The organism is Nitrosomonadales bacterium (genome assembly GCA_016716325.1).
In the GTDB taxonomy this organism is placed as follows: Bacteria; Pseudomonadota; Gammaproteobacteria; order Burkholderiales; family Gallionellaceae; genus Gallionella.
Map to the genome: position 1 here is coordinate 757273 of JADJWO010000001.1, position 15121 is coordinate 772393.

At 58.4% G+C, this 15121-nt stretch carries 16 protein-coding genes and 1 tRNA gene; 4 read left to right on the forward strand and 13 right to left on the reverse strand.

The window, feature by feature from the left end; all coding sequences use genetic code 11:
- Nucleotides 1-26: 26 nt before the first annotated feature.
- On the reverse strand, nucleotides 27-1214 hold the full coding sequence (locus IPM27_03535; GenBank protein MBK9160626.1) for a 6-phosphofructokinase: 1188 nt from the start codon (nucleotides 1212-1214) through the stop codon (nucleotides 27-29).
- A 119-nt stretch (nucleotides 1215-1333) separates the two neighbouring features.
- On the opposite strand from IPM27_03535, the gene ppa reads away from it, so the two are divergent.
- The gene (gene ppa / locus IPM27_03540; GenBank protein MBK9160627.1) at nucleotides 1334-1882 is read left to right on the forward strand and encodes an inorganic diphosphatase; all 549 of its coding nucleotides are present in this window, start codon (nucleotides 1334-1336) and stop codon (nucleotides 1880-1882) included.
- A gap of 16 nt (nucleotides 1883-1898) precedes the next feature.
- A complete protein-coding gene (gene folD / locus IPM27_03545) occupies nucleotides 1899-2756 on the forward strand; it encodes a bifunctional methylenetetrahydrofolate dehydrogenase/methenyltetrahydrofolate cyclohydrolase FolD (protein ID MBK9160628.1) in 858 nt (285 codons plus the stop codon).
- A gap of 74 nt (nucleotides 2757-2830) precedes the next feature.
- Here folD and IPM27_03550 read toward each other — a convergent pair whose 3' ends face one another.
- From IPM27_03550 to IPM27_03565, 4 genes are all read right to left on the reverse strand, one after another.
- Nucleotides 2831-3397 carry a cytochrome b/b6 domain-containing protein gene (locus IPM27_03550; protein ID MBK9160629.1) on the reverse strand — a complete coding sequence of 189 codons (567 nt, stop codon included), beginning with the start codon at nucleotides 3395-3397 and terminating at the stop codon, nucleotides 2831-2833.
- A 100-nt stretch (nucleotides 3398-3497) separates the two neighbouring features.
- Nucleotides 3498-5408, reverse strand: a complete 1911-nt coding sequence (locus tag IPM27_03555; protein ID MBK9160630.1) for an ATP-binding cassette domain-containing protein — start codon at nucleotides 5406-5408, stop codon at nucleotides 3498-3500.
- 6 nt (nucleotides 5409-5414) lie between these two features.
- Nucleotides 5415-5852 (reverse strand): hypothetical protein, encoded by a 438-nt coding sequence (locus IPM27_03560; protein ID MBK9160631.1) that lies wholly within the window; start codon nucleotides 5850-5852, stop codon nucleotides 5415-5417.
- Nucleotides 5852-6397, reverse strand: a complete 546-nt coding sequence (locus IPM27_03565; protein ID MBK9160632.1) for a peroxiredoxin — start codon at nucleotides 6395-6397, stop codon at nucleotides 5852-5854. The genes IPM27_03560 and IPM27_03565 overlap by 1 nt, the downstream gene beginning before the upstream one ends.
- A gap of 103 nt (nucleotides 6398-6500) precedes the next feature.
- Between IPM27_03565 and IPM27_03570 the strand changes: the two genes are divergently transcribed.
- Nucleotides 6501-6575: transfer RNA gene (locus IPM27_03570), tRNA-Arg, on the forward strand.
- A 344-nt stretch (nucleotides 6576-6919) separates the two neighbouring features.
- Here the strand turns inward: IPM27_03570 and IPM27_03575 are convergent.
- From IPM27_03575 to IPM27_03610, 8 genes are all read right to left on the reverse strand, one after another.
- Nucleotides 6920-7561 carry a class II aldolase/adducin family protein gene (locus tag IPM27_03575; GenBank protein ID MBK9160633.1) on the reverse strand — a complete coding sequence of 214 codons (642 nt, stop codon included), beginning with the start codon at nucleotides 7559-7561 and terminating at the stop codon, nucleotides 6920-6922.
- A 176-nt stretch (nucleotides 7562-7737) separates the two neighbouring features.
- Complete coding sequence (gene mtnA, locus IPM27_03580; GenBank protein MBK9160634.1) at nucleotides 7738-8826, reverse strand: S-methyl-5-thioribose-1-phosphate isomerase; 1089 nt, start codon at nucleotides 8824-8826, stop codon at nucleotides 7738-7740.
- On the reverse strand, nucleotides 8827-9804 hold the full coding sequence (locus tag IPM27_03585; protein ID MBK9160635.1) for a hypothetical protein: 978 nt from the start codon (nucleotides 9802-9804) through the stop codon (nucleotides 8827-8829). It abuts the gene before it with no gap.
- 5 nt (nucleotides 9805-9809) lie between these two features.
- On the reverse strand, nucleotides 9810-10337 hold the full coding sequence (locus IPM27_03590; GenBank protein MBK9160636.1) for an adenine phosphoribosyltransferase: 528 nt from the start codon (nucleotides 10335-10337) through the stop codon (nucleotides 9810-9812).
- 118 nt (nucleotides 10338-10455) lie between these two features.
- Nucleotides 10456-11316, reverse strand: coding sequence for an S-methyl-5'-thioadenosine phosphorylase (locus IPM27_03595; protein MBK9160637.1), 861 nt, complete (start codon nucleotides 11314-11316; stop codon nucleotides 10456-10458).
- 28 nt (nucleotides 11317-11344) lie between these two features.
- On the reverse strand, nucleotides 11345-12031 hold the full coding sequence (locus IPM27_03600; GenBank protein ID MBK9160638.1) for a flagellar brake protein: 687 nt from the start codon (nucleotides 12029-12031) through the stop codon (nucleotides 11345-11347).
- A gap of 8 nt (nucleotides 12032-12039) precedes the next feature.
- Complete coding sequence (gene alr / locus IPM27_03605; protein MBK9160639.1) at nucleotides 12040-13104, reverse strand: alanine racemase; 1065 nt, start codon at nucleotides 13102-13104, stop codon at nucleotides 12040-12042.
- Between the two features lie 65 nt (nucleotides 13105-13169).
- Nucleotides 13170-13541, reverse strand: a complete 372-nt coding sequence (locus IPM27_03610) for a GxxExxY protein (GenBank protein ID MBK9160640.1) — start codon at nucleotides 13539-13541, stop codon at nucleotides 13170-13172.
- 344 nt (nucleotides 13542-13885) lie between these two features.
- Between IPM27_03610 and lplT the strand changes: the two genes are divergently transcribed.
- Nucleotides 13886-15112, forward strand: a complete 1227-nt coding sequence (gene lplT / locus IPM27_03615) for a lysophospholipid transporter LplT (protein ID MBK9160641.1) — start codon at nucleotides 13886-13888, stop codon at nucleotides 15110-15112.
- The last annotated feature ends 9 nt before the right edge of the window (nucleotides 15113-15121 follow it).

The window sequence follows — 15121 nt, forward strand, 5'->3', positions numbered from 1 at the left end:
CTTAAGTAGTAGATTTATTGCTACGTTTACAGACGGCCCATTTTCGGCAGTTCACCCACCAGTGGTGTCACATAGTCGATCCATGCTTGCGTCACGTCATTGCCGTCCGCATTGATGTATTCGTCTTTCATCTCGGTAGCCTCGCGCGCCACAGAAGAAAGCGGCGTGATGAAACATTCGCTGGCGTACGGCTTGCTGCTCAAGCGACGGATCGAGACCGAACCCGGCTGTCCGGTGCTGACCGCATGGTTCACTGCAACCGTACCGACCTCGCGTGCTTCCTTCGCATCGATCGGGGAAACGATGGTCGGAAACGAGCGTTGCAAGTAGCCAAAGGTATCGGCACGCACGCGCACCTTCTGCCCGGCAAAAGCCTCTTTCACCAGCGCCGCCAATGTATCGCCCAATGCGCCGCTGCCGGACAACTGGATATTGCCGTGCGAATCGCGCTCACCGCTGGTCGAGATCGGGTTGCCGTCCTTGTCGGTGATACCTTCGGATGCGGCAATCACGCAACGGCCATGTTTCGCCATTGTGTCGCGCACATCCTGCTTGAATCTTTCCACGTCGAACACGCGTTCCGGCAGGTAGATCAGGTGCGGGCCATCGCCTTCCGCCTGGCGCGCCAGCGCGGATGCCGCAGTCAGGAAACCGGCGCTGCGCCCCATCACCACGTTGACCTTGATGCCCGCCAGCGCCCTGTTGTCGCGGTCGTCGCCCATGAACGCCAGCGCCACGAAACGCGCCGCTGAAGCAAATCCCGGACAATGATCGGTGACCTTCAGGTCGTTGTCGATGGTCTTGGGAATATGCACGGTGCAGAAATCGTAGTTCGCTTCTTTCGCCATCTCGGCAATGATGTGCGCGGTCTCGGCGGAATCGTTGCCGCCGATGTAAAAGAAGTAACGCACATCGTTCCTTCTGAACACCTCGAACACCTTTTCGCACTCCGCCTTGCCGGGCTTGAGGCGCACCGAACCCAGTGCCGCAGCGGGTGTCGTCGCAACCAGTTCGAGTTGTTCGGCGCTCTGCGTGGTCAGGTCGATGAAATCTTCCTTCATGATGCCGGCAATGCCGTGCCGCGCACCGAGGATACCGGTGATATTTGGCTGTTTGCGCGCTGCCAGTACCGCGCCAACCAGGGATTGATTGATAACTGCCGTCGGTCCGCCGGACTGACCGATAACCATTTTTCCAACCAGATTTGCTGCCATTGCCGCCTCCACAGATTAATCAAGGCGTCATTCTAGCCGAAAGCTCCCTGCGACTTCACCTGCTATCGCTTATAATTCCGCAGCGATTTCCACTTAACATCCCCACCCAAAGGAAAAACATGAGCCTGAACAAAGTCCCCTCCGGCAGCAACCTCCCCGACGATTTCAACGTCATCATCGAAATCCCGCAACACGGCGAACCCGTGAAATACGAAGTGGACAAGGAATCCGGCGCCATCTTTGTGGACCGTTTCATGAACACCGCGATGCACTACCCCTGTAACTATGGCTACATCCCCCACACTCTGTCGGACGATGGCGACCCCGTCGATGTACTGGTCATCACCCCGGTCCCTCTGAACACCGGCGTGGTGGTACGTTGCCGCCCGCTGGCTGTGCTGAAAATGGAAGACGAGTCCGGCTTCGACGCCAAGGTTCTGGCGGTTCCCGTAGACAAACTCTCCACCATGTATCGCGGACTCAAGGATTACTCGGAATTATCTCCCGTAGTGCTCAAGCAGATCGAACATTTCTTCGCTCACTACAAGGACCTCGAGCCCAACAAATGGGTCAAGATCGGCGGCTGGGAAGGTATCGACGCGGCACGCAAGGAAATCCTCGACGGCGTGACGAATTACCAGAACGCGCCCGAAAAACCCAGTTTCTAATCTTGCGGAGAGCACGATGACAGCACGTATCATTGACGGCAAGGCCATCGCGCAGGAAGTGCGCGCCGAATGGAAGATACGCGCCGATGCGTTGAAGGCGCGCGGCGTCACGCCGGGACTGGCGGTGATCCTCGTTGGCGAAGACCCGGCATCCAGGGTCTATGTCGCGAACAAGGTTAAGGCCTGCGCCGAACTCGGCCTGCATTCCGAACATATCGCCATGCCTGCCGACATACCGGAAGCGACGCTGCTGGACAAGATCGCCGAACTCAATACCGACCCGAAGATCCACGGTATCCTGGTTCAACTGCCGGTCCCGAAACACATCGACAGCGACAAGGTGCTCAACGCCATCAATCCGGAAAAGGATGTGGACGGGTTCCATCCGGTGAACGTCGGCGCCCTCGCCACCGGCAACATGCGCTATGCGCCCTGCACGCCGTACGGCGCGATGAAGCTCCTGGAAAAGAGCGGTGTCCGCATCGAAGGCAAGCATGCCGTCGTGGTCGGCCGCAGCAACATCGTCGGCAAGCCGATGGCGCTGCTGCTGCTGCAGGCCAATGCGACCGTAACGATCTGCACATCGAAGACCGTTGATCTTGCCAGGCACACGCGCGATGCCGACATCCTCGTCGTAGCCACCGGCCGGGCGAAAATGATCACCGGCGACATGATCAAGCCCGGCGCTGCGGTAATCGACGTCGGCATCAACCGCATGGACAACGGCAAGCTGTGCGGCGACGTGGACTTCGATTCAGCGAAAGAAGTGGCCGGCTGGATCACACCGGTTCCCGGCGGCGTCGGACCGATGACCATCACCATGCTGGTCGCCAATACGGTTCAGGCAGCGGAACGCCTTTCCAGCTCCAGTTAGCAGCCGACACCCGGAAGAAATGAAAATGGCCACAGCTCCCGCTGTGGCCATTTGACTATCCGGCACCCTGGAGATCAGTCCTGCTTTGTTCCGGAAGCATCATTCCCTTTGCCTTCGTCACACGAACCCCGGCACAGCGACATGCGGTGCATGATGTTGTCCTTCATCACGAACTGGTGCTTCAGCGCACCAAGCACATGCACGACAACCAGCACGATCAGCACCGTCACCAGCACTTCATGAACCTCGTGTGCCGGCACACCGTCGAACTTTGCAGGCAACAGGGCCGCATCTCCGGACAATAAGGCCTTACTCACATCACTGGTCAACACCTGAACGATGCCGCTCACCGGCAACAGGATCAAAACGGCATACAACAGATGGTGGATGCCCTTGGCCACCTTGTCCATCGGCGTATCGCCCAGCGCGGGAGGAACGCCATCCCCGCTACGGAAGAACAGGCGCGTCACTGTCAGCAACAGGATCACGCCGCCCACCAGCGAATGCACCATGTAACCCGAAATGGTTGCAACGCCGTCGTGACGCGCCTCATTTACCGATTCGCCCAGGAACCAGGCAGCGATCAACAAGGCCAGAGTCAGCCAATGAATTATTACCATGCGATTGCTATATTGCGTCATATCTTCCTCCTGAAATTTCGTGACCCGGTGGGACAGGTATATCCAACCAAAGTTCCGTTACAACACGATTAATAAAGTCACTGCAAAATCAAAACACAACTTACCCCTTGCGCCTCTCAAGCTCTTCCCAGCGCGCCATCGCAGCCATGATCTCCGCCTCGATCTCCTCGTTGCGTGCCTGCAACTGCCTCGCGCGTTTCGTGTCGTCCCGGTAGATGGAACCATCGGCCAGATGCGCGGTAATGTCGATCTGTTCCTGTTCCAGCGCCTCGATACGTTTGGGCAATTCATCAAGTTCGCGCTGATCCTTGAAACCGATCTTCCCGGCAGGCTTCGGCTTCTCGACCGGCACAATCTTCTCCTTTGCCGGCGTCGGGACAGATGGCTTTCCGGCGGCGATGCCGGCCTGGTATTGCTTGACGCGCACCCAGTCCTCGTAACCGCCGACATATTCGATCAGCTTGCCGTCACCCTCGAACGCGATCACCTGCGTGACGACATTGTCGAGAAAGGCGCGATCATGGCTGACCAGAAACAGCGTACCGTCATAGTTCGCCAGCAACTCCTCCAGCAGCTCCAGCGTCTCGATGTCGAGGTCGTTGGTCGGTTCGTCCAGCACCAGCACGTTGGCCGGTTGGGTAAACAACCGTGCCAGCAGCAGGCGGTTGCGTTCGCCACCGGAACAACTCTTCACCGGAGACCGCGCGCGTTCCGGCGCGAACAGGAAGTCGCCGAGATAGCTGATGACATGCTTCTTCTGTCCACCGATCTCGATGTAATCCGAGCCCTGGCTGATGGTGTCGGCCAGCGTCGCTTCGTCGTCAAGCTGTGCGCGCAGCTGGTCAAAATAGGCCACCGCGATCTTGGTGCCCAGCTTCACGCTGCCGCTGTCCGGCGACAATTCGCCGAGGATGATCTTGAGTAATGTGCTTTTGCCCGCACCGTTCGGCCCGAGCAGGCCGATCTTGTCGCCGCGCTGGATGCGGCAGGAGAAATCGTCGATGAGTTTGCGTTCGCCATACGATTTGCTGACATTGGTCAGCTCCGCGACCAGCTTGCCGGAACGCTCCCCGCTATCCACGCTCATCTCGACCTTGCCGATCTTCTCGCGGCGCGCGGCACGCTCGCGGCGCAACTGCTCAAGGCGCAACACGCGACCCTCGTTGCGGGTACGGCGCGCCTTGATGCCCTGGCGTATCCACACCTCCTCCTGCGCCAGCACCTTATCGAACTTGGCATTCACCACCGCCTCGTCCGCCAGCATGCGTTCCTTGATCGCCTGATAGGCGGAAAAATTTCCCGGGAAACTCGTCAGCCTGCCGCGATCCAGTTCGACGATGCGCGTCGCCACATTGTCCAGAAAACGACGGTCATGGGTGACGAACAGCACTGCACCCTTGAAGTCGTTGAGCAACCCTTCCAGCCATTCGATGGAAGCGAAATCCAGATGATTGGTCGGCTCGTCGAGGATCAGCACATCTGGCTCCGCCACCAGCGCCTGAGCCAGAGCGACGCGCTTGCGCTGACCGCCGGACAGTTTGCCGACTTGCTTGTCCGCATCCAATTCCAACTTGCTGATCGCAGTCTCTATACGTGCCTGCACCGACCAGCCGTCCTGTGCTTCGAGTTGCGTCTGCAGATGCTGCATATCCTCCAGCAGCTTGTCGTAATCCGCGTCCGGCTCGGAAAGCTGGTGGGACACCAGATGATAGTCGTGCAGCAGTTTCTGCAACTTACCCATGCCTTTCGCCACCGCGTCGAACACCGTATCGTCGGCATCCAGCACCGGCTCCTGACTGACATGACAGATGCGGGCGGTCGGCGCACGCCACACCACCCCGTCATCGAGTGTGCCCTGCCCCGCCAACACGCGCATCATGCTGGACTTGCCGCCGCCGTTGCGCCCGATCAGGCCGACGCGCTCGCCCTCGTCGAGCTGAAAATCCGCATGGTCCAGCAACGCGACATGGCCGAACGAAAGACATGCCTTGTCCAGAGTGATGAATGGCATGGCGGCCTACTGCTTCGGTGGCAGGGAGGATTGGTAGAGGAAAGAGAATCCGACCACCCAGCAGCCGGTCGCCAACAGACCGAACGCATAAGTGAAACGATCCAGTACCAGCCGCATATCGGGATTCTCGATCAGGGGGTGAGTGAGCTGGAAGATGATGAACAAGGTCGCCAACAGATTGGCTGCCAGCACCACGCGGTGGCCGAAGCCGAAACCGCTGCCACCTTGCTTACCCTCCGGCGGCAGCGAGCCGCGAAAATGCAACACCAGATACACCGCTCCGAACAGCAACAATGCCCCCACGATACGGCCGGGAATGTCTCCCTCGAAAGTATTGATGCCGAGCAGTTCCAGCACCATGCGCCCGACAAAGGCCACCCAGCCCATCACCAGCGTCATCGGGATGAAGAACCATGCCATGAACAAATTCGCCTTGTACTTCATTACTGCCTGCTCCCTTTGGTCAGTTGCTGCAAATCGTTGATGATATCTTTCGAGTGCCGAGAAGTTTCCACGGCCAGGTAAATCTTCGCCACCTTGCCCTGCGGGTCGATCAGGAAAGTATAGCGGCGTGCGACTTTCAGGATTCCCAGATTCAGCAATGCCCCGTAACGTTCGGCCGTTTCAGTCGTCTCATCCGCCAGCAACGGGAACGGCAAGTGGTATTTCTTCGCGAATTCCGCATGACTCGCGGTATCGTCCACGCTGACACCCACCACCTGCGCACCCAGTTCGGCGATCTGGTTCAGGTCGTCGCGGAACGCGCAGGCCTCCTTTGTGCAACCCGGCGTATCGTCCTTCGGGTAGAAGTACAGCACCAGCCATTTGCCGCGAAAATCCTTCAGCGCATGCTGACTGCCGCTCTGGTCCGGCAGGTTGAAATCCGGCGCGGGGCCGCCTACCTGCGGCAGTTCACCCGCCCGCGCGGCACGGGCAACGAACAGAGCCGCAAATACGACCACCATGGCAATCAGCACCAACCACTTCATCTGTTCTCCTTGTTCGCGTTCGACTCATGCAAGGCGCGCATAATACCAGCGGGCGGTTTTGATTACCGCGCGTTTCCGTTAGAATGCGCGCCTTGTTCCAGTTGTCCTCGTAGTTAAATGGATATAACCGGCCCCTCCTAAGGGTCAATTACAGGTTCGATTCCTGTCGAGGACGCCATATATCCGCATCATCCGGCACTCCCGCCACTGTGATCTCCCGCTCCTATCGCACGCCATCAGGGAACTCTTTTGCCAAAACCCCGTCTGAAGCATGCCCGTCGTTATATCGATGCGATTGAAACTGCGATCGCGATGGAACGAAACGGGTGAGAAGTTCCAATCAATGAAAGAGGTGTAGAAATGAAAAAAGCTTATTCCGCTATTGCCAGGTTTGTGCGTTGGGTCGTCGCAGGCGTCGTGTCGTTCGTCGTCGCCCTCCCCACCTACGTTTCGTTCAGCGCCTCCGTGTAATCCCATAGCCCGTCCCGGTCGCGTGCCGGGACGGCGCCTTTTCCATATCCCCTATTGCTTCGGTTTGCCGTAATCGGCGAATTTTTCCTGCGCCTGCCGGAATTGTTCGGCGGTCAGCAGGTACGGGTGTCCGAGCTGCGAGGCGCGCAGGTATAGCTCGCACAGGTTTTCCACTTCCACCGCGATCTTGAACGCTTCGGCGAGGTTTTTGCCCGCCGCGATCATGCCGTGGTTCGCCAGCAGGCAAGCCTTGCGATCCTTCATCGCGATCAGCGCATTATCGGACAGCGCCTGTGTGCCGAAGGTCGCATAGTCCGCGCAGCGGATGGTATCGCCGCCCGCCAGTGCGATCATGTAATGGAACGGCGGGATGTCCTTGCGCAGGCAGGCCAGCGTGCTGGCCGCGACGGAATGCGTATGGACGACCGCACCGAACTCCGGGCGCTGCATCAGTATGTCGCGGTGGAACAACCATTCGCTGGACGGACGCCAGCGCCCCTGCGTACTGCCGTCGAAATCCACGAACACGATATCGTCCGCCGTCAGTTCTTCCGCATCCATTCCGGAGGGCGTGACCAGAAAGCCGCTGCCATGCCGCGCCGACAGGTTGCCGGCCGTGCCACGGTTGAGCCCTTGCACGTCCAGTTTCTTCGCGATGCGCACCAGTTCGTCGCGCAGTTCATATTCGTTCATCTCGAATCGTCCATTCAAATCAAAAACAGCGTCATTCCCGCGCAGGCGGGAATCCAGTTAATCGAAAAAATCCCCGCGTAGCGGGACAGAATCAATATCTTGTCGCTTCGCGGAATCATTGTTTCGCTGGATTCCCGCGCAGGCGGGAATGACAGGATATAACGGGTGATCTGGATTCATCTCACGTCCTCGTGCAGAGCCCGCATCGCCTCCGCGTTCGCGGCCACCACGCCGCGCTCGGTGATCAGTCCCGTCACCAGCCGCGCCGGCGTCACGTCGAAACCGTAATTGGCCGCACTTGAACCCCTTGGGGTCAACTGCACGCTGCGCACCTGCCCGTCGTCGCACAGCCCGGCGATATGCGTCACCTCTTCTTGCGCGCGCTCCTCGATGGGGATCTCCTTCACCCCGTCCTGTATCGTCCAGTCTATCGTCGGCGTGGGCAGCGCGACGTAGAACGGCACGCCGTTGTCATGCGCGGCCAGCGCCTTCAGGTAAGTGCCAATCTTGTTGCACACATCGCCGCGCGCGGTGACGCGGTCGGTGCCGACGATGGCCATGTCCACCATGCCGTGCTGCATCAAATGCCCGCCGGTGTTGTCCGCGATCACCGTATGCGGCACTCCGTGCTGCCCCAGCTCCCACGCGGTCAGGCTGGCGCCCTGGTTGCGCGGGCGGGTCTCGTCCACCCACACATGCAAAGGTATGCCCGCGTCGAACGCCTTGTAGATCGGCGCCAGCGCCGTGCCCCAGTCCACTGTCGCCAGCCAGCCGGCATTGCAGTGAGTCAATATATTCACCGTTGCTTTTTTCTTGTCATGCATCGCGCGGATCAGTTCGCAGCCATGCTCACCCAAACTGGAACAGATCGCCACATCCTCGTCGGCGATACGTGCCGCTTCCTGCCATGCTGCCGCAGCGCGCTCGGCTTCCGGCAAGGGAGCTAAAAATGCGCGCATCCGCTCCACACCCCAGCGCAGGTTCACCGCCGTCGGTCGCGCCAGCAACAACTTGTCGCAGCTCGCCTTCAGCGCCGCGTCCGAGGCATGATCTTTCATCGACAGCGCCACGCCATACGCCGCCGTCACCCCGATCAGCGGCGCGCCGCGCACCTGCATGTCCTTGATCGCACGTTCGGCATCGCGCATCGTTTCCAGCCGTAGCGTCTCGAAGATATGCGGGAGTTTCGTCTGGTCGATGATGTCCACTGCCGCATTGTCGGCAGTGGACCAGATGGTGCGATAGGGGGTGCCGTTGATTTTCATTTATTTACTCGTATTCCCTTCTTCGTGCGCCTTCAATATGCCATTCAACTCGCCTCTAGTAGCCAAACCGATTTGAGCTTCATCTATCACGAAATCCATACTCAAATTCATAATGCCAGGAGAGAAAGACCAAGGTTTTTCAAAGTCGCTATCTTCAGTTGGCCGAACAAATTTACATTTCCCGGCTCCAATTCCGTTTGCGATCTTAAGCGCGGAGATTATGTTATTGATGGACATGCAAACCAACTGTAGTTGCAAGGCCACCCTCTCCACTCTCCAATTCAAGGAAACTTTTCTCGATCTTAAATTTCTATTTTTCTTTATTCCTGCGATTGGCTCTAATCTAAGAAACTTTGTGCCATGCTCAGAACTACCAAGTGATTTCATCTCTTCTTCTGGGGGCGGCACGCCATATTCATGCTCTATTCCTACCGACATAGAGAAACCACCAGATCGCACCCTGAACCCATGCTTCAAACTGTTGTACTCATCAATATTCTTGTCATCCAAAAACTCGTTAGCGAGCATCCCCCAAAATTTGGCAAAAAGTTTTTTTGTAGAATCCGCCCGTTCGGTATTCGGCATATATCCATAAAAAATCAATTCAGCCACTGAATTCAGCGATACTTTATCAATATTTAACTTCGTGAAAGTTTTTTGATTCCCATCCGCAATTTTTTGGATTAGAGAACGAAGTTCTTCTGTATGGCATTTCGCCACCCATGCGTACGCACAATTAGGTGCTTGAATATATGCGCCGAGCAAAGAGAAGAATGTTTCTACCGCATGATGCAACGTTGTTCTGAGAGCTATTGATGCTCTTTTTTCGTCCTCCGCATTCAAATGTAAATTCAGCAGGTATTCAAAGTAGTCAACATCAATGCCTTCAATAAATTCCAAGTTCCTTTTTTCTAAATCGACCTCCCAAATACAATAAGGCTCTTCATTGACAACGATAATTGTATTTTGCAGAGTCATTACGTTTAGTCGCCCTCAAATTCGCACAACGCAAAAACCTTCTGCCCCATCTTCTCCAGCCTTGTCCGTCCGCCTATGTCCGGCAGGTCGATGACGAAGCAGCATTCAACGATCTGGCCGCCCATCTTCTCGATCAGCTTGCAGGCGGCTTCGGCGGTGCCGCCGGTGGCGATCAGGTCGTCCACCAGCAATATCCGCTCGCCTTTTGAAACAGCGTCGGTGTGGATCTCGATGCGGTCGGTGCCGTATTCAAGCTCGTAGTCGTGGCCGATGGTCTCGGCGGGCAGCTTGCCTTTCTTGCGGATCGGGACGAAGCCCTTGCCCAGCGCGAAGGCCAGCGGTGCGCCGAGGATGAAGCCGCGCGATTCGATGCCGGCGATCTTGTCGATCTTCTGATCCTTGTAGCGGCGCACCAGTTCGTCGATGGTGACCTTGAACCCGATGGGGTCCTTGAGCAGCGTGGTGATATCGCGGAACTGGATGCCCTGTTTGGGATAGTGGGGAACGGTGCGGATTCTGGATTTGATAGGCATATTTCTCTTCCTCTGGCTCTGAATAAAAACCCGTTAATCACGAAGCACGCGAAGTACAAGGAGAAACTGAAACCGGATTTCTTCGTGCCCTCTGTGTCCTTCGTGGTAAAGATATTTGCTATTTCAACATCCGCCCGGCCACGGCAGACAGTTTCGCGATCATCTTCGCATCGCGCGTTTCGGGTGCGGTGATGATGGCGTATTGCAGCGCGCTGCGGCAGCCGCAGTCGCAGGCTTGCGCGTCGTTGCCCACCAGCGGCGCGACGGTCTTCACCAGTACGCGCGCACGATCGGCGTTCTCCAGCAGCACCTTGACGATGGCGTCCACGGTGACATCGTCGTGGTTGGGGTGCCAGCAGTCGTAGTCGGTGACCATCGCGACCGTCGCGTAGCAGAGCTCGGCCTCGCGCGCGAGTTTGGCCTCGGGCATGTTGGTCATGCCGATCACATCGCAATTCCACGAGCGGTAGAGTTCGGACTCGGCCAGGCTTGAGAACTGGGGGCCTTCCATCACCAGGTAGGTGCCGCCACGCGACACCTGTATGCCGGCTTCCTGCGCGGCCGCGTGCAGGTGGTCGCCCAAGCGTTTGCATACCGGATGAGCCATCGACACATGCGCGACCAGGCCGTTGCCGAAGAAGCTCTTCTCGCGCGCGAAGGTGCGGTCGATGAACTGGTCGACGATGACGAAGGTGCCGGGAGCAAGGTGCTCACGCAGCGAGCCGACCGCGCTGACCGAGACGACGTCGGTCACGCCGAGGCGTTTCAGCGCATCGATGTTGGCGCGGAAGTTGATGTCGGTGGGAGACAGCCGGTGCCCGCGCCCGTGGCGCGGCAGGAAAGCGATGGGCTGGCCGTCCAGCTCGCCCACCAGTACCTCGTCCGACGGCTCGCCGAACGGAGATTCGACCTTCACCCAGCGCGTGTTTTCCAGTCCTTCGATGTTGTATACGCCGCTACCACCGATAACGGCCAGCATCCCGTTCCCTGTTGTCATGTTCGCCTTCCTAACTTTCCGCAATGGTCTTATAGATGAAATTCTGCAACGCGGAGCGCTCCCTGCCTTCCGGCTGGATGAATTCCAGTCCGTGCATGACCAGCTTGCCCCCGCCGCCATTGTCTGCATCGTCGCGCACATTGCGGATGATCGCCGGCACGACGAATGCCTGCTCAGCGCCGTCGACGGGCAGGCGGAAACCCACCTTCACCTCGTCATCCACCCGCCCGAATGCCGACCGCGCCTGGACGCGCGCGCCGGAGACGCTCATATCCTCGATGGTCGCCTGCATGCCGTCCCCGGCGGACGGCGATCCGACCGAACAGGGCAGGCTGAGCCGGATGCGCAACGCGCTGCGCATGTTGATGGTGAGCACCTCGTCCGGAAAGGAGAGGTGCAGATAAGGATAGGGCGACTGACAGACGCCGGTCACGCTGGCGGCAAATTCGTAAGTCTTGGCGGCGGAAAATCCGCGCACCATGAAACGCTGCCCTTCCCGGACGGCGAGCAACTTTTCGTCCTGCACCGGATGCGAGACCAGCACGCTCTTCCGGTTCAGGTAGCCGATGAGTTTCACGTAGTGGCGCTGTTTGCCCGGGGAAGAATCCTGCAATTGCAACGCGTCGCCGATGCCAATCTTCACCGAAGTCAAATCGCCCGTCTCGATCCGCTTGCCCGGCAATATATCCCCGTCCATGGCGCCCCCTAATACCTGACCGGCACGCGCGCGGTCAGCCCGCACATCAATTCGTAGCCGATGGTATCCGCAGCACGCGCCACTTCATCGATCGGCATGCCTTCTCCCCACAGCACGACGCTGCTGCCGATACCGGCCTGCGGCAACGCGCCCAGATCCACGCACAGCATGTCCATCGAAACCCGCCCCAGTATTCTGGTGCGCTGCCCGTCCACCAGTATCGGCGTGCCGGTCGGCGCATGGCGCGGGTAGCCGTCGGCATAGCCGCAGGCAACGATGCCGATGCGCATCGCCTGTTCGGCACGGAACGTCGCGCCGTAACCAACCTCGTCTCCGGCGCGTAATTCCTGCGTGGCGATGATGCGACTGGAGAACGTCATCACCGGTTTCAGCCCGAGTTGTTGCGCGCTCGTGTCGGCGAACGGCGACGAACCGTACAACATGATGCCGGGGCGCACCCAGTCGCCGTGCGTTTCCGGATAGCGCAGCAATGCGGCGGAATTCGCCAGTGAGCGCGGCACGCGATACGCGGCCGCGACATCGTTGAACAGCGCAAGTTGTCCGGCCACGCCGCGCGCACCGTCGGCATTGGCGAAATGCGTCATCAGCGTGATATCGCGCACTGCGGAGTGGCGACGCAACCGCTCCATCGCCTGCGCCACATGTTGCGGCGCAAAACCCAGGCGGTTCATGCCGCTGTTGACCTTGAGCCAGACGTCCAGCGCCGCGCGCTTCGGAAAGGCATCCAGCATGGCGATCTGCCAGTCGCTGTGGATCACCACGGTCAGGCCGTGTTGCGCGATCAGCGGCAACTCCTCCTCGCTGAAGTATCCCTCCAGCAACAGGATGGTCTGGCGGCAGCCCGCTTCGCGCAGCAGCACCGCGTCGCGCACACCGAGCAGCGCAAAACCTTCCGCGCCGGACAGGGCATCGGCCACGCGCAACAGGCCGTGGCCATAACCGTCCGCCTTGATGACCGCCATGATGCGCGAGGATGATATGGCGAAACGCGCCACCCGGAGATTGTTCTCCAGAGCGCCCAGGTTGATGTGTGCTTGTATAGGACGAAGCATAAGATTTCTCAACTCAAGAACGACTATTCACCACGAAGCTCACCGAGGACACGAAGGCAAAAGAACTACAGCACAAGGCGCTTAATGCCATTTTTCAACAGGCTCGTATTGAAATTGATCAGCAATCCCGTCCTGAAATTCGCGAGTTTCATATAAGTCAGCAATTGCGCCTCATGGATACGCTGAAGAGCATCGACACTCTTCAACTCAACGATCAACTTTCCATTTACCACTATATCGGCCCGATACCCGCAATCCAGATGAAGACCTTTATATTCAACCGGTAACGACATTTGAGTCACACACTCAATTCCATGCACCGCCAGCTCATGAGCCAGGCACCTTTCATAAGTCGACTCCAGCAAACCCGGACCCAGCTCCCGATGCACCTCTATCGCATATCCAATAACCTGATTGGAAAGCTGATCAAACTCCATCTTCGTGCCCTTTGTGTGCTTCGTGGTGAATGCTTGCGTTCAGACGCGCCAATGATAGCAGGGGCAATGCTTTCGTGTTATAAAACGGCCTGATAAAAGAAACAGTCCGATTAAAGATTATTCCAGATTGATGAATCCCGGCTTCCACCTCATCCTCGCGGCACATTTCTTTCGGCCACTGCCAGATCGCGAATCCTTTTTTAACGCGCTGCGTGCATCGGCCTCCGCCAAAAGAGTATGAATCTCGGCTTCTACATCATCCTTGCAGCGCAGTTCTTTTGGCTACGGCCAGACGGCGTTGCCGTCTTTAACGTGCCTCGCACATTAGCCTCCGCCGAAAGAATATGAATCTCGGCTTCTACATCATCCTTGCAGCGCAGTTCTTTTCCGCGCTCGCCGACAATGCCTTGTTGTTCGCCGCCATTGCGCTGCTGATGGAACTCGATTCGCCGGCCTGGCACACCCCGGTATTGCAACAGGCGTTCATCGTCTCCTACATCGTGCTGGCGCCCTTCGTCGGCGCCTTCGCCGATTCGCTGCCCAAGGGGCGCGTGATGTTCGTCAGCAACAACATCAAGCTCCTCGGCTGCTTCGCCATGCTGGTCGGCGTCCATCCCCTGCTTGCCTACGGCCTGGTGGGACTGGGTGCGGCAGCCTATTCGCCCGCCAAATACGGCATCCTCACCGAATATCTCCCTCCCAGCCAACTGGTCAAGGCGAACAGCTGGATGGAGGGACTGACGGTCATCGCCATCGTGCTCGGCGCGGTCGTGGGCGGCATCCTCATCAACGAGCGAACCTTCGCCCCGCTGGTTCACGCCCTCCACATTCCGTTCATCGGCAGCGTGGCGGAACTGGCCATCGCGATCATCGCGATCGTCTACATCATTGCGGCCATATTCAACCTCTACATCCCGCTGGTCGCCATCGACCACAAGCCGCTCAGCCGCAGTCCGATCTTCCTGGTCAAAGAATTCTGGCACTGCTTCCGGTTACTGTGGAAAGACCCGCTCGGACAGGTATCGCTGGCCGTGACGACCCTGTTCTGGGGCGCGGGCGCCACGCTGCGCCTGCTGATACTCGGCTGGGCGGCCGTCGCGCTGAATTACGACATCGGCACGGCCGCCAAGCTGACCGCATGGGTCGCGATCGGCATCGCCATCGGCTCGGTACTGGCGGCAAAGTTCGTCCAGCTGGAGCGCTCGGTAAAAGTGCTGCCGGTCGGCATCGCGATGGGCGTGGCGGTACTGGCCATGATCCCGGTGACCAACAGCACGCTGGCGATCCTGCTGCTGATCGTGATCGGCGCGATGGGCGGCTATTTCGTGGTGCCGATGAATGCGCTGTTGCAACATCGCGGCCACCTGCTGATGGGCGCGGGCAGCTCCATCGCGGTACAGAACTTCAACGAGAACCTCAGCATCTTCGCCATGCTGGCGTTATACGCCGTGATGGAAAAACTGGAATTCAGCATCTACCTCATCATCGCGGTGTTCGGCCTGTTGCTGTCCGGCATCATGACCGCGATATATAAACGGCACGCACACGATCAGGATGGCGGCAACATATAAAGGGCGCCA